At 33.9% G+C, this 23,423-nt stretch carries 22 protein-coding genes and 3 pseudogenes; 12 read left to right on the top strand and 13 right to left on the bottom strand.

Annotated elements, in window-relative coordinates:
- The first annotated feature begins 73 nt into the window (after positions 1–73).
- Positions 74–1,477 carry a hypothetical protein gene (locus ACWNMZ_RS06915; protein ID WP_031536657.1) on the top strand — a complete coding sequence of 468 codons (1,404 nt, stop codon included), beginning with the start codon at positions 74–76 and terminating at the stop codon, positions 1,475–1,477.
- 271 nt (positions 1,478–1,748) lie between these two features.
- Here the strand turns inward: ACWNMZ_RS06915 and ACWNMZ_RS06910 are convergent, their stop codons facing one another.
- Positions 1,749–2,408 carry a phosphatase PAP2 family protein gene (locus ACWNMZ_RS06910; protein ID WP_349204129.1) on the bottom strand — a complete coding sequence of 220 codons (660 nt, stop codon included), beginning with the start codon at positions 2,406–2,408 and terminating at the stop codon, positions 1,749–1,751.
- Between the two features lie 169 nt (positions 2,409–2,577).
- Here ACWNMZ_RS06910 and ACWNMZ_RS06905 point away from each other — a divergent pair, with 169 nt between their 5' ends.
- Positions 2,578–3,786, top strand: coding sequence for a M20 family metallopeptidase (locus tag ACWNMZ_RS06905; protein ID WP_349204130.1), 1,209 nt, complete (start codon positions 2,578–2,580; stop codon positions 3,784–3,786).
- Positions 3,787–4,145: 359 nt separating this feature from the next.
- Here ACWNMZ_RS06905 and ACWNMZ_RS06900 read toward each other — a convergent pair whose 3' ends face one another.
- The 3 genes from ACWNMZ_RS06900 to ACWNMZ_RS06890 all read right to left on the bottom strand — a co-directional run bounded on the left by ACWNMZ_RS06900 (position 4,146) and on the right by ACWNMZ_RS06890 (position 6,943).
- Positions 4,146–4,871, bottom strand: coding sequence for an EcsC family protein (locus ACWNMZ_RS06900; RefSeq protein ID WP_031536661.1), 726 nt, complete (start codon positions 4,869–4,871; stop codon positions 4,146–4,148).
- Between the two features lie 118 nt (positions 4,872–4,989).
- Positions 4,990–6,210: an ABC transporter permease gene (locus tag ACWNMZ_RS06895; RefSeq protein ID WP_349204131.1), complete on the bottom strand. Its 1,221-nt coding sequence runs from the start codon at positions 6,208–6,210 to the stop codon at positions 4,990–4,992.
- Positions 6,203–6,943, bottom strand: coding sequence for an ABC transporter ATP-binding protein (locus tag ACWNMZ_RS06890; RefSeq protein ID WP_031536663.1), 741 nt, complete (start codon positions 6,941–6,943; stop codon positions 6,203–6,205). The genes ACWNMZ_RS06895 and ACWNMZ_RS06890 overlap by 8 nt, the downstream gene beginning before the upstream one ends.
- A 705-nt stretch (positions 6,944–7,648) precedes the next feature.
- Here ACWNMZ_RS06890 and ACWNMZ_RS06885 point away from each other — a divergent pair.
- The 6 genes from ACWNMZ_RS06885 (at position 7,649) to ACWNMZ_RS06860 (ending at position 12,276) form a co-directional block, all read left to right on the top strand.
- Positions 7,649–8,071, top strand: a complete 423-nt coding sequence (locus tag ACWNMZ_RS06885; RefSeq protein ID WP_349204132.1) for an HIT family protein — start codon at positions 7,649–7,651, stop codon at positions 8,069–8,071.
- 312 nt (positions 8,072–8,383) lie between these two features.
- Positions 8,384–9,466, top strand: coding sequence for a 3-phosphoserine/phosphohydroxythreonine transaminase (gene serC / locus ACWNMZ_RS06880; protein WP_031536665.1), 1,083 nt, complete (start codon positions 8,384–8,386; stop codon positions 9,464–9,466).
- Positions 9,467–9,544: 78 nt separating this feature from the next.
- Positions 9,545–9,895 (top strand): YtxH domain-containing protein, encoded by a 351-nt coding sequence (locus tag ACWNMZ_RS06875; RefSeq protein WP_031536666.1) that lies wholly within the window; start codon positions 9,545–9,547, stop codon positions 9,893–9,895.
- 499 nt (positions 9,896–10,394) lie between these two features.
- Positions 10,395–10,964, top strand: a complete 570-nt coding sequence (locus tag ACWNMZ_RS06870; RefSeq protein ID WP_031536667.1) for an HTH-type transcriptional regulator Hpr — start codon at positions 10,395–10,397, stop codon at positions 10,962–10,964.
- Positions 10,965–11,331: 367 nt separating this feature from the next.
- On the top strand, positions 11,332–11,880 hold the full coding sequence (locus tag ACWNMZ_RS06865) for a DUF3267 domain-containing protein (protein WP_449598450.1): 549 nt from the start codon (positions 11,332–11,334) through the stop codon (positions 11,878–11,880).
- 216 nt (positions 11,881–12,096) lie between these two features.
- A complete protein-coding gene (locus ACWNMZ_RS06860) occupies positions 12,097–12,276 on the top strand; it encodes a hypothetical protein (RefSeq protein WP_035416273.1) in 180 nt (59 codons plus the stop codon).
- A gap of 118 nt (positions 12,277–12,394) precedes the next feature.
- On the opposite strand, the gene ACWNMZ_RS06855 is transcribed toward ACWNMZ_RS06860, so the two are convergent.
- The 4 genes and pseudogenes from ACWNMZ_RS06855 to ACWNMZ_RS06840 all read right to left on the bottom strand — a co-directional run.
- The gene (locus tag ACWNMZ_RS06855; RefSeq protein WP_035416274.1) at positions 12,395–12,484 is read right to left on the bottom strand and encodes a YjcZ family sporulation protein; all 90 of its coding nucleotides are present in this window, start codon (positions 12,482–12,484) and stop codon (positions 12,395–12,397) included.
- Positions 12,485–12,576: 92 nt separating this feature from the next.
- The gene (locus ACWNMZ_RS06850; protein WP_035416275.1) at positions 12,577–12,660 is read right to left on the bottom strand and encodes a YjcZ family sporulation protein; all 84 of its coding nucleotides are present in this window, start codon (positions 12,658–12,660) and stop codon (positions 12,577–12,579) included.
- 674 nt (positions 12,661–13,334) lie between these two features.
- Positions 13,335–13,529: a sporulation YhaL family protein gene (locus tag ACWNMZ_RS06845; protein ID WP_031536670.1), complete on the bottom strand. Its 195-nt coding sequence runs from the start codon at positions 13,527–13,529 to the stop codon at positions 13,335–13,337.
- Between the two features lie 179 nt (positions 13,530–13,708).
- A pseudogene (locus ACWNMZ_RS06840) lies at positions 13,709–13,915 on the bottom strand (3'-5' exonuclease); the annotation flags it as partial.
- 220 nt (positions 13,916–14,135) lie between these two features.
- Between ACWNMZ_RS06840 and ACWNMZ_RS06835 the strand changes: the two are divergent.
- Positions 14,136–14,303 (top strand): annotated as a pseudogene (locus ACWNMZ_RS06835) (recombinase family protein); the annotation flags it as partial.
- Positions 14,304–14,758: 455 nt separating this feature from the next.
- On the opposite strand, the gene ACWNMZ_RS06830 reads toward ACWNMZ_RS06835, so the two are convergent.
- Positions 14,759–15,199: a cell wall hydrolase gene (locus ACWNMZ_RS06830; protein WP_031536671.1), complete on the bottom strand. Its 441-nt coding sequence runs from the start codon at positions 15,197–15,199 to the stop codon at positions 14,759–14,761.
- Between the two features lie 176 nt (positions 15,200–15,375).
- On the opposite strand from ACWNMZ_RS06830, the gene ACWNMZ_RS06825 reads away from it, so the two are divergent.
- Positions 15,376–15,816, top strand: coding sequence for an Hsp20/alpha crystallin family protein (locus ACWNMZ_RS06825; RefSeq protein ID WP_031536672.1), 441 nt, complete (start codon positions 15,376–15,378; stop codon positions 15,814–15,816).
- Between the two features lie 805 nt (positions 15,817–16,621).
- Entirely contained in the window at positions 16,622–17,440 is an 819-nt protein-coding gene (locus ACWNMZ_RS06820; protein WP_031536676.1) for an AraC family transcriptional regulator, read from the top strand.
- A 132-nt stretch (positions 17,441–17,572) separates the two neighbouring features.
- Here the strand turns inward: ACWNMZ_RS06820 and ACWNMZ_RS06815 are convergent.
- From ACWNMZ_RS06815 to ACWNMZ_RS06800, 4 genes are all read right to left on the bottom strand, one after another.
- Positions 17,573–18,933 (bottom strand): IS3 family transposase gene (locus ACWNMZ_RS06815; protein WP_109768643.1). Its coding sequence is split into 2 segments (ribosomal slippage): positions 17,573–18,477 and positions 18,477–18,933, totalling 1,362 coding nucleotides; the frame shifts between segments, so codons are not numbered across the junction.
- 95 nt (positions 18,934–19,028) lie between these two features.
- A complete protein-coding gene (locus ACWNMZ_RS06810; protein WP_081836587.1) occupies positions 19,029–20,195 on the bottom strand; it encodes a Ger(x)C family spore germination protein in 1,167 nt (388 codons plus the stop codon).
- On the bottom strand, positions 20,192–21,718 hold the full coding sequence (locus ACWNMZ_RS06805) for a spore germination protein (protein ID WP_251628979.1): 1,527 nt from the start codon (positions 21,716–21,718) through the stop codon (positions 20,192–20,194). Before ACWNMZ_RS06805 ends, ACWNMZ_RS06810 begins: the two co-directional genes overlap by 4 nt.
- 3 nt (positions 21,719–21,721) lie before the next feature.
- Positions 21,722–22,801: an endospore germination permease gene (locus ACWNMZ_RS06800; RefSeq protein ID WP_251628981.1), complete on the bottom strand. Its 1,080-nt coding sequence runs from the start codon at positions 22,799–22,801 to the stop codon at positions 21,722–21,724.
- A gap of 216 nt (positions 22,802–23,017) precedes the next feature.
- Here ACWNMZ_RS06800 and ACWNMZ_RS06795 point away from each other — a divergent pair.
- Positions 23,018–23,276 (top strand): annotated as a pseudogene (locus ACWNMZ_RS06795) (hypothetical protein); the annotation flags it as partial.
- Positions 23,277–23,423 lie beyond the last annotated feature (147 nt).

Below are 23,423 nucleotides of genomic sequence, written 5' to 3'. Positions count from 1 at the left end.
AGTCTGTATTAACCGAATTGTGATAAATGCCTATTGCATTATCGACCTTAAATCGGGAAAGGAGCTGCATTAAATGGGTATTGAATTAACAGCACTTCATTGGATATATGTATTATTTATTGTTTTTATTATCGGATTTATGGTTATGAGAAGAGATACAACATTTATTTGTATTGTCGGAATCTTTCTTTTAGCCATTACAGCAACTGGGTCATTAAGCACGTCGATTAGCAGTATTTTTAATAGTTTTATCTTTGCGATCACAGAATTGTTACCTACTATTGTGGTCATTTCCATAATCGTTGCAATGAGCAAAATTTTGACAAAAACAGGGATTAATGATGTGATGATTTCTCCCTTTTCGAAATTAATTCGTTCACCAAGTCTTGCATATTGGACGATTGGTATCGTAATGATGTTGATTTCTTTCTTTTTCTGGCCTTCTCCTGCAGTAGCATTAATTGGTGCTGTTTTATTACCAGTCGCGCTGCGTGTTGGTTTGCCAGGAATTGCTGTTGCCATGGCTATGAACTTGTTTGGTCATGGAATCGCTCTATCAGGAGACTATATTATTCAAGCAGCTCCAAAGCTAACTGCAGATGCTGCTGGTATCCCTGTGCAAGATGTCATGCATGCAAGTATTCCCCTAGTTATTGTTATGGGACTTGTGACCACTATTTCTGCTTTCTATTTTATTAAACGTGATATGAAAAGAGGAACATTAACTTATTCGACCGGCATCAAATCTTCCAGTACATCAGAACTACTTCCTTCAGTTAATCAATTACTGCTTAGCAGAACCCAAAAGAAATTATTTGCCATTCTTATTCCGATTCTTTTTATTCTTGACGTAGTTGCCATGTTTCTTCTAGATTTACAAGGTGGAGATGCTACTGCACTAGTTGGAGGAACATCCATTATTATTCTTCTTTTAATTACACTAGTAAGCTATAAAAACAAGGGGTTAGAAAAAACAACCAGTTATTTAATCGAAGGTTTTCAATTTGGCTTTAAAGTTTTTGGTCCAGTTATTCCCATTGCCGCATTCTTTTATTTAGGTGACTCAGGCTTTAATACGATTATCGGAGACTTTCTTCCAAAAGAGTCACACGGAATTGTAAATGATCTCGGAGTTGCTATAGCTTCCACTGTTCCATTAACGAAAGAAATTGGAGCAGTCACATTAACTGCTGTTGGTGTTATTACAGGCTTAGACGGTTCTGGCTTCTCCGGAATTTCTTTAGCAGGATCCATTGCTGGTTTGTTTGCCCATGCAATTGGCAGTGGCATAAGCACCTTAACTGCTTTAGGGCAAATTGCTGCAATATGGGTTGGTGGCGGAACTTTAGTGCCTTGGGCGTTAATTCCTGCTGCTGCAATCTGTAATGTCGATCCATTTGAATTAGCTAGACGAAATCTTCTTCCAGTTTGTATCGGATTAGCGGTTACCACCATTTTCGCAATGTTTCTTATCTAAATAGACAGCCGGACCACACTAATAAACCATCAAGGTATTAAGCTTCATATTTTTTAAAAAAAGGCTGGGACAAAACTAAATAACTAATCTTTAAAGAGCTACAATTTCTAATTTAGTTTTTAAATATAGTTAAGCGTAAAAACTAAGTCGTTCCATTGCGCTACAGATGCTCCATTTCACTTCATTATTAAACCTTTTTCCAAATTAATAAACACGAATTTTTATGTAAATTAACCACATAAAAATTCGTGTTTATTATTAGTTGCACCGCTTATGTCCCAGCCTCATTCTTACGTCTATTCAGTCTATCTTTAAAAGTTTCGTACAAACCTACCCATATAAATAACCAGATTCCTCCTAATAAGTAGCCACCAATAACATCTGTTGGATAGTGTGCCCCTAAAGCAATTCTGCTTATCCCAATTAGTAGAATTAATACAAAGGCAGCACCTGCTAATATTAGTTTCCCTGCATTTGCTTTTATTTCCTTTGCGATAAGATGGGCAATAAACAAGTAGAGAAGCAATCCTACCATTGCATGCCCACTAGGGAAACTAAAACTGTCTGCCTCTATAGCATCCGCTGTTATCGGTCTAGGTCTTGCTACTAGATCCTTTATCCATTTATTTAATTCATTACCTATTCCCACACATAGAACAAATGTGACAATCCCAGCATAATCTTTCTTTTTCCACCAAAGAAAAAGGATGAAAAGCAAGGCAATGATTCCAATCCCAATCTTATCTCCTAAATTAGATACCCCTTCCCAAAAAGGATTTAAGCTAGTTGAAAAAAGGATATGTATAAAATCAGTTATCGCTGTATCAGTGGCCAATTTCTCCTGACCAGATACGCCAATAATAAGAAGGATAAAAAATAAGAACGAAAGGATTAACAGACCCCAAGCCATTTTTGATTTTCTAATATCCATGTTTTGCCCTCCATACGATATTCCATTTAAACCTTATTTTAACAACATTCCCTTCATTAGGATAGGGGAAAATTAAGAACTAATCCTTTTCCATCTACCTTTCTCCTATCCTCCTACTTTTTCCATGCTATAATAAAAATATTCAAAATAGTAAAACGAGGTGAAAGAGATGCTAGAAGAAATATGGGAACAATTAGAGAACTATTATGACGAAATGGTCGAAATACGAAGATACCTTCATCAGCATCCAGAATTATCATTTAAAGAGTATAAAACAGCTCAGTATATCATCTCTTTCTATGAAAAATTAGGAATTCAGGTTACTGGCAACATCGGCGGAAATGGAGTAGTAGCAAAAATAACTGGAGGAAAACCAGGCAAGACAGTTGCTTTACGCGCTGATTTTGATGCCCTTCCGATACAGGATGAGAAAGAAGTTGCTTATAAATCAAAGGTTCCAGGTGTTATGCACGCCTGTGGTCATGATGGACACACAGCGACATTATTAATCCTTGCTAAAGTAATACATGAATCTAAAGAAAAATTGTCAGGAAATTTCGTTTTCATTCACCAACACGCAGAGGAATCAAACCCCGGTGGAGCAAAAGCGATGATTGAAGCTGGCTGTCTCGAAAATGTGGATGCTATATTCGGTACTCATTTATGGGCGACGCTTCCTACAGGTACTGTTTCCTATAAACCTGGTCCAATGATGGCTGCTGCCGATGAATTTAAAGTCAAGATTCAAGGACAAGGTGGACACGGAGCACAGCCCCATAAGACAAAAGATTCTCTTGTTACAGCTTCCCAACTCGTCATTAATCTTCAACAAATTGTCAGCAGAAAAGTTAACCCAATCCACAATGCTGTTTTAACAGTAGGCTACTTTGAATCTGGAAATGCTTTTAATGTAATTGCTGATACAGCTACAATAGGAGGAACAGTTCGAACATTTAATTTAGAAACGCAAGCACTTATTAAAGAAGAGCTGGAAAGAGTGATAAAAGGAACCTGCTATACAGCGAATAGCACGTATGAATTTGAATATGATGATGGATATCCAGCTGTTGTCAATCACTCAGAAGAAACTTCTTTTTTAGCTCGTTGTGCCGAAAACATTCCAGGAGTGTTTGTGCAAGAAGGAGAACCAGAATTAACAGGTGAGGATTTTTCCTATTACCTTCAGCATAGAAAAGGAGCTTTTTTCTTTACAGGTGCAATGCCTGATGCAAACGGCCTTACTTATCCACACCATCATCCAAGATTCGATATTAACGAAAAAGCAATGCTTATTGCAGCAAAAACACTTGGGTCTGTTGCAATTAATTACAATCTTACCTTTTCTGAAGAAGAAACGAATACAATTAAAATATCGTAAATTCCAGAATCAAAAGAGGCTGGGACATAAGTATTTCAACCAACAGTAAATACGAACTATAATGTAATTATATTGTATAAAAGTTCGTGTTTGTTTTTTAGAAAAAGGTTTAAAACCGAAGTGAAATGGAGCGGAGGACGGTCGACTCCTGCGGGAAATAGAGGGAAGGCTGAGACCCCGCAGCGCAGCGAGGAGGCTCAGCTTCCTCCCCGGCGCATCGTGCGTCTGTAGCGCAATGGAACGTCTTGGTTTTTACACTTACCTATATTTAAAAACAGAGATTAAGTAGCTTTATTTTAGAGCTAAATTAAATATTGTTCGTCTTTAATGATTAGTTATTTTGTTTTGTCCCACCCTCTTTATTTTAATTGTTTCTGTTCTTGAAAATAACGCCAGCGATATACATTTTTAGCAGCCTCACCTAATTGATCTAATAAATTATAGTTTGCGTAGGCACCAACTGCGGCACCAATCCCTGGGACAAGCTGAAGCATTTTCACAAAATCAATAAAATCCCGATATTCCTGTTGTAGCTCCTGCCAGTTAAGACCCGCAACTTTTTGCTTTTCTTGTTCCCAATTCTCGATTACCTCTAAAACTTCTCTTCGTTTGCCTTCACTTGAAAAAGCTAACTGAAAGATATAAAGCAAATAGATTCTTTCTTCTAATTTGTCCGTATCATATCCATAGATAGTTGCTGTTTCCATCAAAAAGTTCATTTTAATAGAAAGTAATAGTGGAAAATCAGCCAATCCAAGCAGAATCCCACCGGCACCAGTTCCAGCGCCTTCTACAACAGCGATCTTTTTATATTGGCCAATCTTTTTCGTTAACTCCTCATCTTTTCCTTGTAAAGTGTGAAATCGTGGCAGATTCTTTTTCTTTAATATATTGCTACCAGCAAGCGTCGCTTGGATCATCTGTTTGATCGCTTCGGTAATTGTTTGCTGAATTTTATCGGGGATATAGGCATTTATTTTATTCTGTGCCTTCTTGGATACTCTATTTAAAATAGAAGAACGTTTTTGAAGTTTACGTTTCCACTCCTCCACTTCTATGAATGCTCTCTGTTCATATTCATTCATCTGCATTCCTCCTTTTGCTTATTATTACGTTGACTATAAACAAATAGTTCCCTTTTTTTCTACTAATCAATAAGGAGCTTTAATCCTTGGCAAATGAAGGTTTAAAGCTCCTTATCTTTTAGGAATGTTTCACTTTTTTATTTATATACATTAAAACAAAAAAAGCAATAAAGGCTCCATTAACTATTAAAGAAATCACTGCATATAAAAAGTCCCCTTTAAGTGCAATAATAAGCGTTAAAACAAATCCTTGCCATCCTAAAATAGTAGCCATTATTTGCTTAAAAGCTTTTTCTCTATAAGAGGATTCGACTGGATAAATAGTAATCCATAGCTTGTTATCATAAGCATTCCAAAGCGGCAATAACTGCAAACCAGTTAAGAAAACAAATAATACACTAATGAAAACTTGACCTGGTCCAAAAGATAAGAAAAAGATGAAAATTCCACTTATCACAGTTAACCTTAGTGTTAGTCCAAAATAGTCACCTGCACGTATATAGGTTCTCCAATATAAATGGGCAAACACTTTATCTTTCGCATAAGGAATTCGACTAAACAACAAATCAAGTAAACGTCTTCTTTTAATACGATTTCTTAGTTTAGGTACCTCTGTAAACATATTCGCAAAACGATAAAAAGAGGCTAATCTTTTTTCATCCTGTTCGATTAAATATTCCCAATTTAGCCCTTTCTTGCTTGTCTCCTTCTGGAAATAAACAAGCAAAAATGCCATGATAAGGAGTAAAACAAGAATAAAGTAGGGAGAAGCATCTGCAAATAATAAATAAAGTATAGCTAAATTCACAAAGAAACGCACAACAGTATCTGTGTAATGGTAGTGAACATTTACATAATATTGAACATGCCAGCGAATAAGCAAATTAGCCCCTTTCGTGATCAATAGCACAATTAGTAAATACCAAAAACGGCTAAAGTCCCCCCCATGTACTTGTGCATACAACGGCATTAGTGCTGCCAAAAGGATCAACAGTAAATATCCTTGGATAACAAAGCTAACCACCATTGACTTCAGAAAATATTTCTTCATTTTCATCTCAACAGCAATCAAAAAGATCCGATCGGCATCCTTTAAAAAGGTATAGGTAGGACTATTTGTCAGAAAAAAAGTAAGGATAATGCTCATAATAAGCGCCACAGGAAAATCATCGGGAATCGTTTTCAGCCAGGCTTGATAGTAAAAGGCTGCAGTTCCTAACAAAAACACTAACACTATCACAAGATGTCCATTGAAAATATACTTTAAATATTGACCATATTCTTTTGCTGTTTGTCCAGCTCTATCTTTCCATAATTGCTTTTCATTAAATTCAAACATGTTCTTCTTCCTTTGTTAGAAGAATATATAGATCATCCAGTGTAGCACCTGGCATATTAAAGGCCGCCCTTAATTCCTCCATCGTTCCCTGACATTTAATTTTTCCTTCGTGAATAATGATAATCCGGTCACAATATCTTTCTGCAGTAGCAAGAATATGAGTAGACATTAAAATCCCTGCACCCTTTTCCTTCATTCTCTTAAGTTGATCGAGCAAAGACTGAATACCAAGTGGATCCAATCCAACGAATGGTTCATCCACAATATAAAGAGATGGTTCCACTAGAAAAGCGCACATAATCATCACCTTTTGCTTCATTCCTTTAGAAAAATGAGCAGGAAACCATTTTAATCTTTTTTCCATTCGAAACTCTTTTAATAATGCTTCCATTCGCTTTTGATAGTCAGATTGAGATAATCCATATGCCATCGCCGTTATTTTCAAATGCTCTTCCAATGTTAATTCATCATATAATATAGGTGTTTCTGGCACAAAGGTAAACTCTTTTCGATAGGCCTCTTTGTCCCCTTCAAACGTCTTTCCATTAATGAATATTTCTCCTTTATGGGGTTCCATTAAGCCAATAATATGACGAATAGTAGTACTTTTCCCTGCACCATTTAACCCAATTAAACCGACCATCTCATTCTTATTGATGGAAAAAGAAATATCTTTTAGAACAGGATTCTTTGTATATCCCCCAGTAACATTCTTTATTTCTAACAACGCCATATTTTGTACCTCCAATATGTATTATCTATAGTTTAACAACATTCTCCGTTAATTAAAAATGATTGTGCAGAAAAACTTTTAATTCTTTTGTATATAAATTCTTAATCAGGACATTCTATTTATTGAAGGGGAGCACCAATGAAATATTGCAGTATATACTTCAATATTAAATGAGGTGTTTGCAAAAGATTCTATAGAGATCTTTTAAAAGAAACTTCCATTCGTTTTTAAAAGGGGATGTTTGCCTTGCATAAGCAAGATATAAACATAAGATCAGTAACACCAAGTTGCTTTCTATCAAAAGCAGCCTTATAAATCATTTCCACTTTGAAATGAGGTGTTTGTCGCAGACTGTCATCCAATCTTTATACGTTGATAAACTTATAAAGACATTTAAGGGGATGGTTCGTTTGAACAATGATCGATTTTTCTCATAAAAGTAAAACAATTCATTTTTAAATGAGGTGTTTATCAAAGAGAAGAACCCTGAACGATAAAAATAGAAGTTCTCTCCTTCAAAAAGAGGGTGTCCTTACAAGGTATTCTTATCATGTATTTCCATGTTAAAGGAGTTAACTTAAACTTCTCACTTGGAACATTTATGATAAGAGGCTCCTTACAAGGCATCCTCTTTCCTTTTGGTGTTCATTAAAATAGCTCCTGTGTTAAAATATTGGTAATACATAATGAAGGAAGGTTTTTTTTATGAGTGACTGCATTTTTTGCAAAATAATCGCTGGCGAAATTCCATCTAAAAAAGTTTTTGAAAATGAACATGTTATGGCTTTCTTAGATATAAGCCAGGTAACAAAGGGACATACATTGGTGATACCTAAAAAACATGTGAAAGATATTTACGAATTAACCCCTGAAATAGCAAGCAATCTGTTTGAAGTGGTACCAAGTATTGCATCTGCAATTAAAGAGGCTTATGAACCAATTGGTTTAAATCTCTTAAATAATAATGGCGAAAAAGCGGGACAGTCTGTTTTCCATTATCATATGCATCTCATACCAAGATACGGAAAAGGGGATGGATTCGGCGCAGTATGGAAAACAAATTTCGACGGATATTCAAATGAAGAATTAACAGAAATTGCCGATAAAATTAAAGAAAAAGTGAAGTAAAGAGACAAAAGTAACAGCGAGTAAAGATTTTTCTTAAAAAATTCATTTTTTCCAAAAGCTATATAATAATAATTTCCATTTCATCTCATTCGTTCTTTCTCCCCTATCGTATCAACTATAAACATTTTCGAAGCTGGGGAAAATATTTTTTTAATAGCACAAAACCCCAAAACACCATTTTGAAAAATTCTCATTTTTTCAAAAAAGGTGTTTTTTAATCTGTACAAATCAGCGGAATTTGTTAGTATAAGGGTAATCTTTTTGTCTTTACCACATTACTAGTTGAAAAAGTGAATTTAGGAGGAAAGAACGTTGAAAAGAGCATATAATTTTAATGCAGGTCCAGCTGCTTTACCTGAATGGGTTCTACAAGAGGCAAAGGAGCATTGGCTGAATTTTAATGATACAGGAATGTCTTTAATGGAATTAAGCCATCGCAGCAAAGACTATGAGGCTGTACATAATGAAGCAAAAGAGCTCCTTACGTCTCTACTTTCCATACCAGATAATTATGACATTCTTTTTTTACAAGGAGGAGCAAGTCTTCAATTTACGATGGTACCAATGAACTTGCTTCCGAAAAATAAAACGGCCTATTACGCACTGACTGGCGTATGGTCAGAAAAGGCAATCAAAGAAGCCGCTAAACTTGGCAATACAGCAATTTCAGTATCTAGTAAAGAGGATAACTACACATATATTCCGAATCCTGAACAAATTGAATTGCCAAAGGATGCTGCTTATCTGCATATTACAAGCAACAATACGATTTATGGAACTCAATGGAGCAATTATCCAACAAATTTATCTGTACCTTTAATAGCTGATATGTCCAGTGATATTTTAAGTACACCAATTGATGTATCACAATTTGGCATTATATATGCCGGTGCCCAAAAAAATCTTGGACCTTCTGGCGTAACGGTAGTTATCATTCGAAAAGATTTAATTAAAGAAGATAACACTTTGCCAACTATGTTAAGTTATCATACACATGCTAAGAATAATTCATTATTCAATACCCCTCCTACTTTAGGTATTTATCTTTTATCTCTAGTACTAAAATGGGTGAAACAACAAGGTGGTATCGAAGGAATAGCTAACATAAATAAGGAAAAAGCACAACAATTATATAATGTTATGGATCAAAGTAATGGTTTTTACCGAGGACATGCAGAAGAAAAGAGCCGTTCAAAAATGAACGTAACCTTCACTTTGCCGTCAGAAAAGCTTACAAAGGCCTTCTTACAGGAAGCAAAGGAAGCAGGATTTGTTGGTCTAAACGGTCATCGATCTGTTGGAGGTTGCCGAGCTTCTATATACAATGCTGTTCCACTGGAACATGTTGTCGAACTAGCTAAATTTATGAAGGATTTTCAAAACAATCACCTCTAATAAATACGAAATATCCTTAAAAATAGTAATGATAACTTGATTACGTTATAATAAGGAAAAAGAGCGAGGTGTTAGCAAATGAGCGCAAAATCATTCTTATCAGGATTTTTAATTGGAGGAATTGCAGCTGGAATTACTACCTTACTGACAACTCCTTACTCAGGAAAAGAAGTGAGAAGAGTCTGCAATGATAATGGAAAAGCTTTTCTACAACATATTCAAGAATTAAAAATCGATTTAAATGAAATAAAAGATTCCATTAAAACTGTTACTGTAGAAGGAAAAACAGTTTTAAGCGACTTTATTGAAGACCTTAAACAATCCTTAGATACGTGGAAAGAAGAAATTAAGCCACATCAGGAATTACTTCAACAGGAACTCGATGAATTACAATCAACCATTAATGAGTTAGAAAATGATTTAAAATAGCTTAGTCTTTACATGGCAAAAAATTTTTAAAAAAGTGGAGGTTTTCTAACAAGGAATCCCTCCATTTTTTTATCTATTCAAAATCGCCTTAGTTATGTCACCTTTTCTAACACAACAATGTTAAATCTTTATTCGCATATAATTTTCCTAGTCCTTTTTCTACCAATTATCACATTCCATTTTTTTACTTCTCTTTTTCAACAATTAATTTCTTATTCACTCTCCAAAAAAACTTCTCCCTTCTTTTTTCCTAATCCATAATTTTTTAGACAGGTAATCTCCCCACTTTCATTTTTTTCTATCCTTCCCAAACTTTATTTCCTCAAATATGTCTAAACAAATACATGAATTTTTATTTACTTTTTTACATATCTATTCAATTAAGCGCTTACTTTAAATAAAAATTCTTATTTCTAAAAATTTTGTTAATTTTTATCTTTATTAATTTTTGTTTTATTGGCATAATGTTTATAGATAACAGAAAAGTAGGTGATTGTGGATGAATGAAAGTCAGATTTCAATGAAGGATGCTTTACTCTTTACTCAAAGAATCGGACAACTTAGCAAAGCATTATGGAAGGCAATCGAGAAAGATTGGCAAAGCTGGATTAAACCGTATGATTTGAACATTAATGAGCACCACATACTTTGGATTGCTTACCAGCTAAACGGAGCATCTATTTCAGATGTAGCAAATTTCGGAGTAATGCATGTCTCAACAGCATTTAATTTTTCGAAGAAATTAGAAGAAAGAGGACTACTACAATTCTCGAAAAAAGAAAATGACAAAAGAAATACGTATATTTGCCTTACAGATAAAGGGAAAGAAGTATTTGTTCAAATTATGGAAGATTATAATCCAAATAATAGCTCAGCATTATCCGCCTCCTTGCCAATCAAAAATCTATATGGAAAGTTTCCAGAGCTTCTAGAAATGATGACAATCGTTAAGCATATTTATGGAGACGATTTTATTGAAATTTTCGAAAAATCCTTTTCTAATCTTGACGATATTTTGGAAGAGGATGAAGGACATCTAAAGAAAAAAGATCCAGTATATTCTAAATAGAGAAATAGAAATTGGGGAATAGGACTCTAGGTTTGGGACATTCTTGACCGGTGGTAAAAAAGATAAGAGAGCAGGTTGCTTTCTTATCTTTTTTTCGGAAAATTTAAATAAGTTTTACAAATGTAAGTAAAATACATATAAAGCATGATATTTTTCTGTTTGCAAATAATATTTTTAATAAATGTCATAAATTTGTATTAAGAGCCTATTGATTTTTTACTCTTTTCGTCGTAAAGTATCAAGGTAAGTTTGCTTGATTAAACGCAAGATAAGAAAAAGAAAAAGATATTCTTCCAATTATTAGTTATTCAAGCGAGAATTTATTATTAAAAGTAGCTAAAAATTTCTCCCTATGGAGGGTATTAACATGAACTGTTGGAAGACTGTCAACTTCCATAAAAAATATGGAACGCAGCGCCTATTTATTTTGTCTTCTATGACAACGATTGGTTGTTTTCTTTTCTTATATGTACCAATAACAACCTATTATGCAAATAACAAACTTTCTGACGATTATTTTTTATTATTTATGACATCTATATTGCTTATATATCCTTTACACAAATTATTGCATTTATTACCAATGATTCATTTAGGGGATAAAATTAAGAAAACATGGAATGTACAATTTTTACCTGTTTTACACATTCAAGTAAAAGAACCAATCGGAAAAATTCAATTTCAATTCGCACTAATTTTTCCTTTTGTCATCATTAGTGGATTATTACTTGTATCTTGCTTCCTTTTCACGAGCTATGTTCATTATTTTTTAATGATTTTCGCTTATCATACAGGTATTTGTGTTCCAGATTTCATTCGGATAAAAAACCTCTGGAAATCACCACGTTCTTGCTATGTAGAAGAAAACGAGGATGGATTTGAGATATTAATAAATAATGTAAGTGAATTATCTTAAATGGATACTATTATTGTTTTACCAAACATATAATGAGATAAAACTAGAACGACTGATTTTCTAGCCTCCTAGAAAGATAGATTGTAAGGAGGCAAAAAATCCTTCTGACGAAGAATCTAAGTTTACTGCCTAAAATAGTTGATAATACTATCTTTTTGTCCTGTTATTTGATAATGTAAATATCATACAATAAATTCTGCTTAAAGGAGGGAATCAATGATGATCTCCATTTTCATTATTTTAGCTATTTTTATTTTATATAATATTAATAGACTAACAAATGCCCTATGTTTACAAAAAGAAATTCCTGAAGAAAAACAACCAAAAGTCTTTCGAACGATAAATGTTCTTATTACCATTCTTTTGATTTCTTCCTATGTAGATATTCTTTTTTAAGATTTTTTTAACTAAACAAACTCTGTCTTATATACGGAGATATGTAGAAAAGAAGCAATGTAATAGCAGTCCAAACAGACTATTACACTTGCTTCTTTTTATATGCCTTCAGATCAACTTATAGCCAAGCTGCTCCGATGATTACTAATAAGATGAATAGTACTACTAATAAAGCAAAGCCTCCACCGTAAACTCCTCCACCAGACATGAAGATTCCTCCTCTCTCTATCGTTCCAGTTGTTCTTTGGCGCATAAATAGGCACTCATCCTAGTAAGATTGCCTTTATACGCTATTATAGCTTACAGCCATGCAGCGCCAACGATAACTAATAAGATAAACAATACAACGATTAAGGCAAAACCTCCGCCGTATACGTTACCCATAGTAACACCTCCTTTAAGGTTGCTACCATTTGTTTAAAAATTACATGGTGTTTCGGTTTTTCTACTTTCTTTTATTTATTGGCTTCCATACAACCATAACCAACTTATTCTAAATTTGTTTTTTATCAATATTCGTCCGTCCCTATTGGATGTTATTGGTCACTTGTTAGCCACAGATCTTATTTTAGATCCTCCATAAAAGAATGAACTAATATTTATAATACTTTGTACTGTATTACCACTCTCACTTCATCTTTTGCCATATAAACCGTAACAACCTTATGAATTTGCTTAACGCGAATTCTTTGAGCTCTTTTTCAAGCTCAATTTATCATATGTATTCGCCCTAAATTCGGAACAGGACATATACCCATTTTTTTATAAGGAATGGAAGGCGCAAAAAAATAGCATCTCAAATAACTTTATGGAAAAGACATAAAAAAACAAAGAATCCAATCTACAAAATTCATTTCCATTAAACGAAGAAACGCTATTTAGGAATGAATCTTATACATTTAATCCTTTGTATCAAAGAAAGTAAAACTTCCCTCAACGGTGATTTTTTCCTATCACACTATTGGTTTGGTTAGTTGAACCAATCGAATTATTTACAGACAGTTTACTGCCATTTACCACTGTAAAAAAAGAGTTAAATAGAAACTTCAAGCAGTTGTTTAATTCTCATACACCCTCACTTCTCCATCTCTACGTTTTTTCTCCTCTTCTAGTCTTTTCATATAAACCTCTCCTTCCCGTTCAATTATTTCATTTTCAATTGCTCTATCCTCTTTTCCAGTTTTAACAGCCATAATCGCACTAATTGCAATTCCTCCCAATACAAAAATAACCCAAAGTGGAATTCCTAGCATTGAAAATTACCCCTTTCTAGTAATTTCTATCTTTTATTTCATCCTATGCTAGAAAAACTAGATTATTCCCTCTTATCGGCTTTTTTGCAAGAAATTACATTACTTGATTAGCAAAAGCAGCATTTATCTTTGGGATGCAAAAAAAAGGATGAGAACTCAGTGAACTCATCCTAGTCTTTTTATTTATGAAATGTTGGTTTGTAAAAGGAACGGTTTTCTAACGGAAAAACTCTTTCCGTAAATTCCCCTGGTTTCACTCGATCTAATACTCGATCCAGCATATTCATTTTTGCATCTAAGTTATCAATATAGTGTAAGATTTCCGCTTCTTTAATTAACGGAGCTTTTGGACTTCCCCATTCAGGCTTTCCGTGATGGCTGATTATCTATATATATAAAGTGAGAAAAATATTAAATATATAGTAGTTTCAATACTTCTCTTGCATTTTTCTCATATATAGTGAGAAAAAGTAAAGATTTATAGAGCCTACCTCTATTCAGGTGTAAGCAATTCTCTACCTTTGGCAATTTTCATTCCGCAACATCCTGTTTCTGTAAATTTTTAATTTATTTGTTCAATTATATATCAGTAGAGTCGCAACATAGGAGCGCGAGCAACTTCAAAAAATGTTAGAGGATCTACAGGAAGGTGACATTATTTTTGTTACTGACTCAACCCGAATCAATCGGAGTACACAGTACTTATTTGAATTGATTGATTTAATTCGAAGGAAAAAGGATAGCTTAAAATCACTCAAGGATACATGGCTAGAATCTTAATAAGCAAAAACTGTGGCATCTCTTTCAAGCGGTCACACCAATCATAAGTTTCCTCCCGTACAATCTTTACTTTAAAACAAAAGGTCCTTTTTCTATGGAAGAATGTATTTATAACTATCTAAAGTCAGAGTCTAAAAATTAGTGGGATAACTTAGATGAATATTACAGTGGAAAAATGGTATCAGTTGGAGGCTGAAGCGATAACTTTACTTCACTAACGGATGCGTTCATTTTCAGATGGAGATGGAGCAAAAAAAGTACAAGTACTATATTAAGATAACGAGACCTTATCTACAACAAGGATTGAATCCCTAATCGTTTTAAAAGACACGACTATTGAAGATAAGCAAGTAATATAAGCTTGTAACAATGATTCTTTGAAATCTTCGATACAAGCTTAATAATCGATAACAAATTATTTATTAATACATATCAATTCGTATGCTGCTTTACCATCTATAAACGCTTTCGCATGTATTAGCTTGGGGTTCATAATAACAATGTTGTTTATATTGACCTGCTAATGGTTGAGCGTACCAAGTAGGTGGGCATTTACCATATGGATTGAAATACCAAAGAGCATATTTAGAAGGATGCTCTCTCCAATAATCTAATGCTTTTCGTGCTAATCTTTTTTCGACATCTCTTGCACCTTGATAAAAAACATTCCCTTTTTGTACTGCTTCAAAAGAATAATTTCCTCCTTGTACTTGAAAAATCACGTCCCTTATTGACCTTAAATTTAAAAAATCTAAACAATCTGCTTTTAGTCGGTTTACAATGACATTACCAACCATAAGCATCCCTAGTCGTCCTTCTCCTTCAGCTTCTGCTCTCATCATCCTTGCCATCAATGCAACATCACTTTCGGTATATTTTACTCGTGGCACTTTTATCACTCCCTATATCTAATTATATGAACGTTGTTCATCAGAAATACCTTGTTGAAGTTTACTAATGAGCGAGTTAAAATGAATTGTGAAAAAATCAGGAAAATAATACATAAGCTAATAATTTCATGAGAAATGAAGAGAATATGAATGATAAATGAAGGAGGAATGTAACTATGGCATTAACACCTTATGACCCATTTAGACAATTAGTAAATATAAGAAGAGATTTTGACCGTATCTTTTCTGACCTACCGTTTGATTTTAGTGGGGACAAAGAGCACTTTGGAAGTATTAAGGTAGATGTGCATGAAAGTGAAAATGAAGTTGTTGCAACTTGTGATATACCGGGACTTGAGAAAAAAGAAGACGTAAACATTGATATTGAAAATAATGTATTATCGATTAGCGGTTCTATAAACAAAACAAATGAAACAAAAGAAAAAAATATGTATAGAAAAGAACGTTACACAGGTAGTTTTCACCGAGCTATAACACTTCCGAGTCTTGTATCTACCGAGGGAGTATCAGCAACCTATAAAAATGGTGTATTAGAAGTAAAAATGTTAAAGACTACACCAAATAATAAAAAGAAAATTGATGTGGAATTTCATTAAAATGAGCAAATTATATGAAGTTATGAAAGAATTTGATAAGGATTATTTGCAGGAGATATCTAATATGCAACGAATTAGTGGATTTGCTTATATTAACTTGTCATTCTTCAAATAATAAGAAGAAAGCTATATTAGATGAACTTGCTCATAACATTAAGTCATCATATATTAAAAACAATATTAACTAATCTTCCGATTAGAACTATCTAAACAAGGGGGTGTCGAATTTGGCATCCCTATTGTTGTAACAAAGTTAAGAGGTAAAAAAAATGCCCTTACTGTATTTTCTTTATTTTTTGTGAGTTTTCACCTAAAGATACATAAGAAACTATGTATAGATTGTTGTAAGAACCAAATCTATTATACTAGAGTAATACAGGGTATTTATTTTGAATAAATTCAAACTTCGTTCAATTAATTACCTCGGTAGATAGTATTTAACATAAGGATAACTTATCCCCCCCATTCCTTGCTTATTATTGCATAGAGGTAATTTCTTTTTCTACTTCTTCTTGAATTACATTGTTGAAAATAAGTATGCAAATAAATGTACTTTAACTAAACTGTTTTAATTCAATAACTACATATAGAAAGCTCAAAAATACATTATTTTACTTATTAAAATGGATTATTGTCTCTTTGTTACTTATCTTTGCCTTATAAAATCAGAAAATGATTAACAGATGTCTTGTTATTAGAGGATGCAATTCACTATAAAATGTGAATGATAACTTCCAGTAATGTGTTTCAGTTATTATAGCAGAAATTGTGTCATTCTACTTGATGTTCACAATTGGCTAAAAGAATGAACCATGCGTTAAACTTCATTGAAAATAAAGAAATAGACTACAAAGAAACTGCAAAAGTAGCTAAATTTTCCGAGTTTCACTTTTCAAGAATGTTCTCTTCAATCTCAGGTGTATCGCTCTCAAAATATATTAGACGTAGACGGTTAACACTCGCAGCATTTGAAATTCAAAAAAGTGAAATTCGGATCATCGATGTGGCAGTTAAATATGGTTATGTTTCTTCTGATACTTTCTCACGTGCTTTTCAAAAAATGCATGGAGTAACCCCTTCCAATGCTCATAATAGAGGGGTACAGTTAAAAGCCTTTCCCAGAATATCCTTTCAAATTACTATTAAAGGAGATACCGAGATGGATTACAGAATTGAAAACCTTGATTTTGAATTAAGAATTGTAGGAAAAAGTAAGCCAGTAAAAACAAGCAGAGCATTTAAAACAATCCCTACGCTTTGGAACACCGCGAAAAAAGATGGATTTATGCAAGAACTAGTAGCTATGTCATGGAAAAATCCAAAATGCACGCTTGAAAGCCTTCTGGGGGTTTGCGGAAAAGAAGCCGCCATAACAGATGAAGAATTTTCCTATTTCATGGGCGTAAGATACGATGGGGAATCCCCTGAAAATATGGAGACGCTTATTATACCCGCAAGTACATGGGCAGTATTTCCGAACATAGTAGATGCATGGAAACGTTTATATACCGAGTGGGTTCCTAACTCCGAGTATGAACTTGCAAATTTACCTTGTATAGAATGTTATTACGGTCCGAAGCATAAACCAAGACACGAACTCTGGGTCCCTGTTATCCCGAAGTAAATTCATATTCAGTAATAGAATGTGTTTATGGGACTCTGCAGACGAAACGCAAATATTATACGCTATCAGAAATATAATTAAAAAGTCAATTCCATACTGAAGTGACCCCATAAAGTTAGACAGGTTATTTCGTTAGGCGGCTTGCAGGGCATGAACTCGGTATTGTACCGGGCTCATGCCTTTTAATTTTGCCTTGATTCGTTTGTGATTATAGTAATTTATATATTTTTGTAGTTCTTTCTTAAAGTGTTCTATACTTTCAAATTCTTTTCGATAAAGAAATTCTGATTTCATGATGCCAAAGAAGTTTTCTATAACTGCGTTATCGTAACAGTTCCCTTTGCGAGACATACTTTGTGTAACACCCCGTTCACTAAGAGAATGACGATATTGCTTCATTTGGTAGTGCCAGCCTTGATCCGAATGAATGAGGAGGGTATCATCGTCTCTTAAACGTTCAAAAGCCTGATCTAACATTGTAGAAACAAGAGAGTAGGTCGGTCTTGAGCCGATGGTATAGGTAATGATCTCCCCGTTAAATAAGTCTAAAATAGGTGACAAATATAACTTTTCTCCAAATAACTTAAACTCTGTTATATCCGTAACCCATTTTTGATTTGGTTTTTCAGCTTTAAAATTGCGATCTAAAATATTGGGTGCAATTTTTCCAACCGTTCCTTTATAAGATTTATATTTTTTCATCCGAACCTGACATTTTATCCCTAATTCTTTCATGATACGCTGTACTTTCTTATGGTTGACCTTATGTCCGCGATTTCTAAGTTCATCACGAATACGGCGATATCCATAACAGCTATCATTTTCCTCAAAAATCGTTTGAATCAATACTTTCAGCTCTGCATCAGGATCGGGACGACTGAAGTTTTTCACCCAATAATAATATGTGCTGCGTGGAATGCTTGCGAGCTTTATAAGTGCTTTCACCGGAAATTCATGCCTTAATTCATAGACTACTTGCGCTTTGTCTTGTTTGGTGATTTTCCCTTGTTTTGAACTAAGGCATTCAACTTTTTTAAATACGCATTTTCCATACGTAGATGTTCTAATTCCTTCTGAAGTGCTTCCATTGATCCTTCAGTCTGTTCTTGTTTTTTCGGTAATTCTTGATTGTCATTCTTCAAAGATAGTCGCCCCTTTTTCTTTGGTTGTAGGGCATCATATCCTTTTGTTTCATAAGCAACTTTCCATTTTCGAACCGTTTCATAAGATGGAATATTAAAAATCGCTGCTGTATCCCTGATAGACGTCCCTTGTTCGTTCATATAATTGAGTACATCTAGTTTAAACTTTGCGGGATAGGATGTATAGCGCTTTTCAAAAGCATCTTCACCAAAGTACTCATATTGTTTAATCCACTGGTGAAGAATACTCGGATGAACACCTATAAATTCAGCAACTGATTTTCCTCCTTCATTTCCATTTAAATATTGTTTTACTGCCTGTATTTTTTCTTCTGGAGAAAACTTTGCCATAAAAAAACTGCACCTCCAATTGTTAGTTGTGTCTAACAATTGGGGTGCAGTTCATACATTAAGAATTGACTTTTGTGAAATTTGGCTAAATCACTCTAATAATGACTTTCTTGGTATTTCAATTTTCCTGAGTTCACTAACTTAACTTGAATGTTGATATGCTCGATACTATCCTTATTTAAAAAAAATGGCTTTTCTTTTATCTCTTGATTCCATCTCTGAGGGTTCTCCCGATATAATATTTCACCTAACCTATAAACATCTGAATTTATCTCCACTCCTTTTTCAAAAGTCTTTAAAATCTCATCTCTTATTATTTTTTTAGTGTTAGCAACTAACTTGTTTTCACTAATTTCTTTTAACTTTTCGTTTATTCCGGCTTGTAAGGATACGTTAATTTTATATCTCACTTGTTCGTTAGTAATAACTGGAGTTATCCTCACCTTTGGTTTTTCTAATACTATAGAAACAACCGGTTGATCATCTTCAACTATCCACAAAGGAGATCGAACAGTTTTTTCATCTATCCATCTTAGACCGTTTAAATCAGATTCAGAAAGCCATCCTTGTAGATGGTTATTTCTTATAAAGACAGCGCCGTCATTTCTTAACAATGGTGCTTTTTTATCTTCCTCTTTCCAATTTTCAGTGGATATTTTTATTGAAGGAATGAAAGCTGTTTGTCCAACAGGATTGCTATCTCGAATAAATTGGAAAAATTGAATGGGTTGTATGTAGGATCTTTGCTTATAACTTTCATTTGGTTCGTGAAGAATCGTCGAGAGTCCAGATAAAGTGAAAAATGATTTTGTTTTAAGTACGTCTTCAATGGATTCATTTGTAGCATAAAATTGGATATTATAACGTATTTCTCTATATCGATTTATAAAATCAATAGAGGATTTGATATCTTGCTCAAGTAATGTATTACTCAAAATCAATGTAGACACATGTCCCCAAAAAAGTCTTTGTTGTGCATCCTTGTATAATTGATTTAACGCTTCTGTCATCGTAATTCCCTCACCTCTCCCAATCCAAATCGGTGGTTGTTTATCAGGTCTAGCACCTTCTAGTTTAGCCACATTAGAAAAGTCCAGTAATTGAACATAAGCTATATATTTTTCATCTTTATAGTCAATTCCAAGTGCTGCAACATAGTAAATATCTTGTATTTCTTTGATATTCCAACATCCCGATAATACCAGACTAAAGAGAGTTAGTATGCTAATTAAAAAGAACCTACGTAGTTTCAGGATTGTCACTCCCCTTCATCCGTCTTTGTACTATCCCGCGTACGAACATAACTAACACGTTCTCTATAACTTTTCCATGGTAACCGAAATAGCGCCTTGAAAAGATCTGAACTAGACTTCGGAAATACTAAAGCTAAGTAAGGGATTCCGAAAGAACGTAACCTTGCCATATAAATGACAATCATAAATCCTCCCAACATAAAACCGTATAAACCCATAAAAATCGAGCAAACAAGAACAAATCCTCTAAGAATGGATATTGAACTTGCTAATATTTGGTTCACTAGTGTAAACCCTGAGATGGCAGAAAGAGCCGTAATAACGATGACCGAAGGAGAAATCAAACCCGACCGAATTGCAGCGTCTCCAATAATGAGTCCCCCAACGACGGAGAGAGTTTGTCCAAGAGGGGAAGGTAATCTTTGACCAGCTTCACGGAACATTTCAAACAGGAATAAAACGATCATAAGTTCTAATGGTGCAGGAAATGGCAACCCCGATCTTGCAACAGTTATAGTCGCAAGAAGAGGAAAAGGGATTTGATCTTGATGGTATGCAAGCAATGCCATCCAAAACCCGGGTAAGTAGACAGCTAAAAGAAATCCCGCCCATCTATAAAATCGAGCTAATGACATGGGTAAATAATTAAAATGTGAATCCTCTGCTGCTTTAATCAAAAAAGTAATGGTTACAGGAGCAATAATGACTAATGGTGAGCCATCTACTACTATGATTATTCTACCTTGTAATAAACATTCAACTGCAAAGTCAGGTCTGGATGTATCAGCAGAAAGTGGGAAAATAGAAAGTGATTGTTTGGAAACCATCTCCTGCAATTGAGTTGAACTAATAATTCCATCAATCTCAACATTAGATAATCGTTCCCGAATAGTATCTAGCATCTCCGTATTAACCACATCTTCTAGATATAATAATCCCACCTTAGTTTGAGTTCTTGTTCCTATCGTATAAGTTTGATAAGATAGCGTTGGCGACCTTAGTCTTTTTCGAATTAGTGCAATATTTGTTGAGATATCCTCTGTGAAATTATCTCTTGGGCCACGAACAGATACCTCGTAATTGGATTGTTCAGTTGAACGGTTTGGTTTATTGGATGCACTAACAGAAAAAAAAGCGCTAAATTCCGGAAAATAAATGACTAAATTACCATCGAAGATCTCTAAAGAGATGGAATTTAACCCTGTTTCCACCTTTAAAGGTGTCCATTCTAGTTCATCTTGATTCCATTCCACGCAATCTTTGAATATTTTATAGTCATTTTTTGTTGTCATTTTTTTTAGTTGTGGAATAATGATTTGATTTATTTGTTTTTTATCAACCAAATTCTCACAATAGATAAATATGGTATCTATTTCTTGTTGTTCATCAGTAAATTTATGTAGTACAACTTTAACATCCTCACTTTTTTGATAAGTTGAACGAATTTTCTCTTCATTTACTTCATCAGTATTCTGAAAGGTAGTATGATAAGAGTTCAGTTCCTTTTGTTTTTTATATTTATTATATTTCAAGAATTATCTCCCCTTTTCCCCTTTTAAAAATGCTAATAACCCAATGCTAAAAGAAAAGATAAGTAAAAATAGAAGCGATAAATAAAAATATATATTTTGCAAAAAGCGAACAAATTGCATATCACTTATAGGTAGAAGAACCATCAACGATGTAATTAATGAGCTAAATCCTATTAATAAATGTCTATTCTTATCGTTCTCAAATGGAAAGAGCTGTCCAATTATAAACAAACCTAAACTTATTCTTATAAATCCACCTGATAGCCATTGGTAAATAGAAAAAAAATCTACATGTTCAATATATTTACCAATTTTTAATAATCGCCATTCCTCGTATGCCGGATACCTCTGATTAGCAGCCTCTTCTGGACCAAAAATAGCAATCGAACCTAATAAGGGACCTAGGGTTAACCCTATCAAGATAATTCCGAGGAAAAGTAAACTTCGAACCTTAATGTTGGGTTTTAATTTGTGTTGTAAGAAAAGTATAAGTGCAACTTCCATTAGAGAACCTGAACTATAGATCATGCCTTTCAAAACAGGATTCAAACCATGTTCTAATATAGGAAATATTTGAGCGTAATCCTTATGAGGAATATTTAGGCTCATGACAAAAAAACCTAAAGCAACAACAAAAACAAACAAAAAACCTGAAATAATAGATAGGGTGGCAAAGCTAGATGTCGCAGCAAAAAAACAAATGATTAGAAAAACTATGGCTAAGATGAAAGTTGGACTTTGAGGGAAATAGGAAGTAACTGTCCAAACAATCATATCCTTTAAGGTAACTCCAATTAATAAAAGGATAAAAACATAGGCAACCGAAGAAAGACCCCAAGCAACAACTTTACCAACTCGGTCCTTCATCCAAGTAAATAAATGGGAGTAATTTGTTTTTTTAATAATTACTCGTAGAAAAACAAGCCACCCCAAAAATAAAACTCCTGAAATTAGTACAGATATCCAAGAATCCCTCTTTGCTGTGCTTAGTAACATGGGTATCACCATTACATGGTTCATTAATCCTATACTCATCATAGAGAGAACAAATATAGTAGAAAAACTTGCTTTATTTTGATCCATTTTCAACCCTCTTACTCCATTATTTTTTTAACTATCCATCTCGTTTTTCCTTTTTGTTATCATATTTTATATAATTACCTAATATTTGATTTATATTCACAAAAACAACTAAATAAAGTGTTGTGAAACAGCCACAGAAAATAATAGAAACCTTTAAAAATTCAAAGTATAACCAAAATCAAATTACTAGGTAGGAACAATCGCGTTCTTAACTACTTACGTAAACATACCCCAAAATTGTTAGATGCCTTAGAAATCACTTCTATATAAAATCAGGAGAGTCATTGCTTCACGCTATTGTGACCATTAAAGAGATGAACAAAAAATAATAAACGAAGAATTCCAGAAGGCGCACCTTTGAACTTTCTCTCAAATCGCTGGCAAAAGCACGTTTATGATGATGGGAATATAAATCGCCAATTATGCGTTGTCTGTTCTTACCAAGTTAAGAAATCTTGTACGCTCAGGTAACGTTTTTCTCCCGCACATATCACCATTGGATCGGATCGGAACGTACTTTCTAGGAGAATATTTATTTATATCTAGATTTTAAATCCATCCCTACATCCACTTAGGATATAAAAAAATGCCTTAGCCTATAATATCAGCATTTTGTCGGCTG

Source organism: Niallia sp. Marseille-Q9988, assembly GCF_976954375.1.
This window is presented reverse-complemented; position numbering and strand designations above follow the sequence as displayed.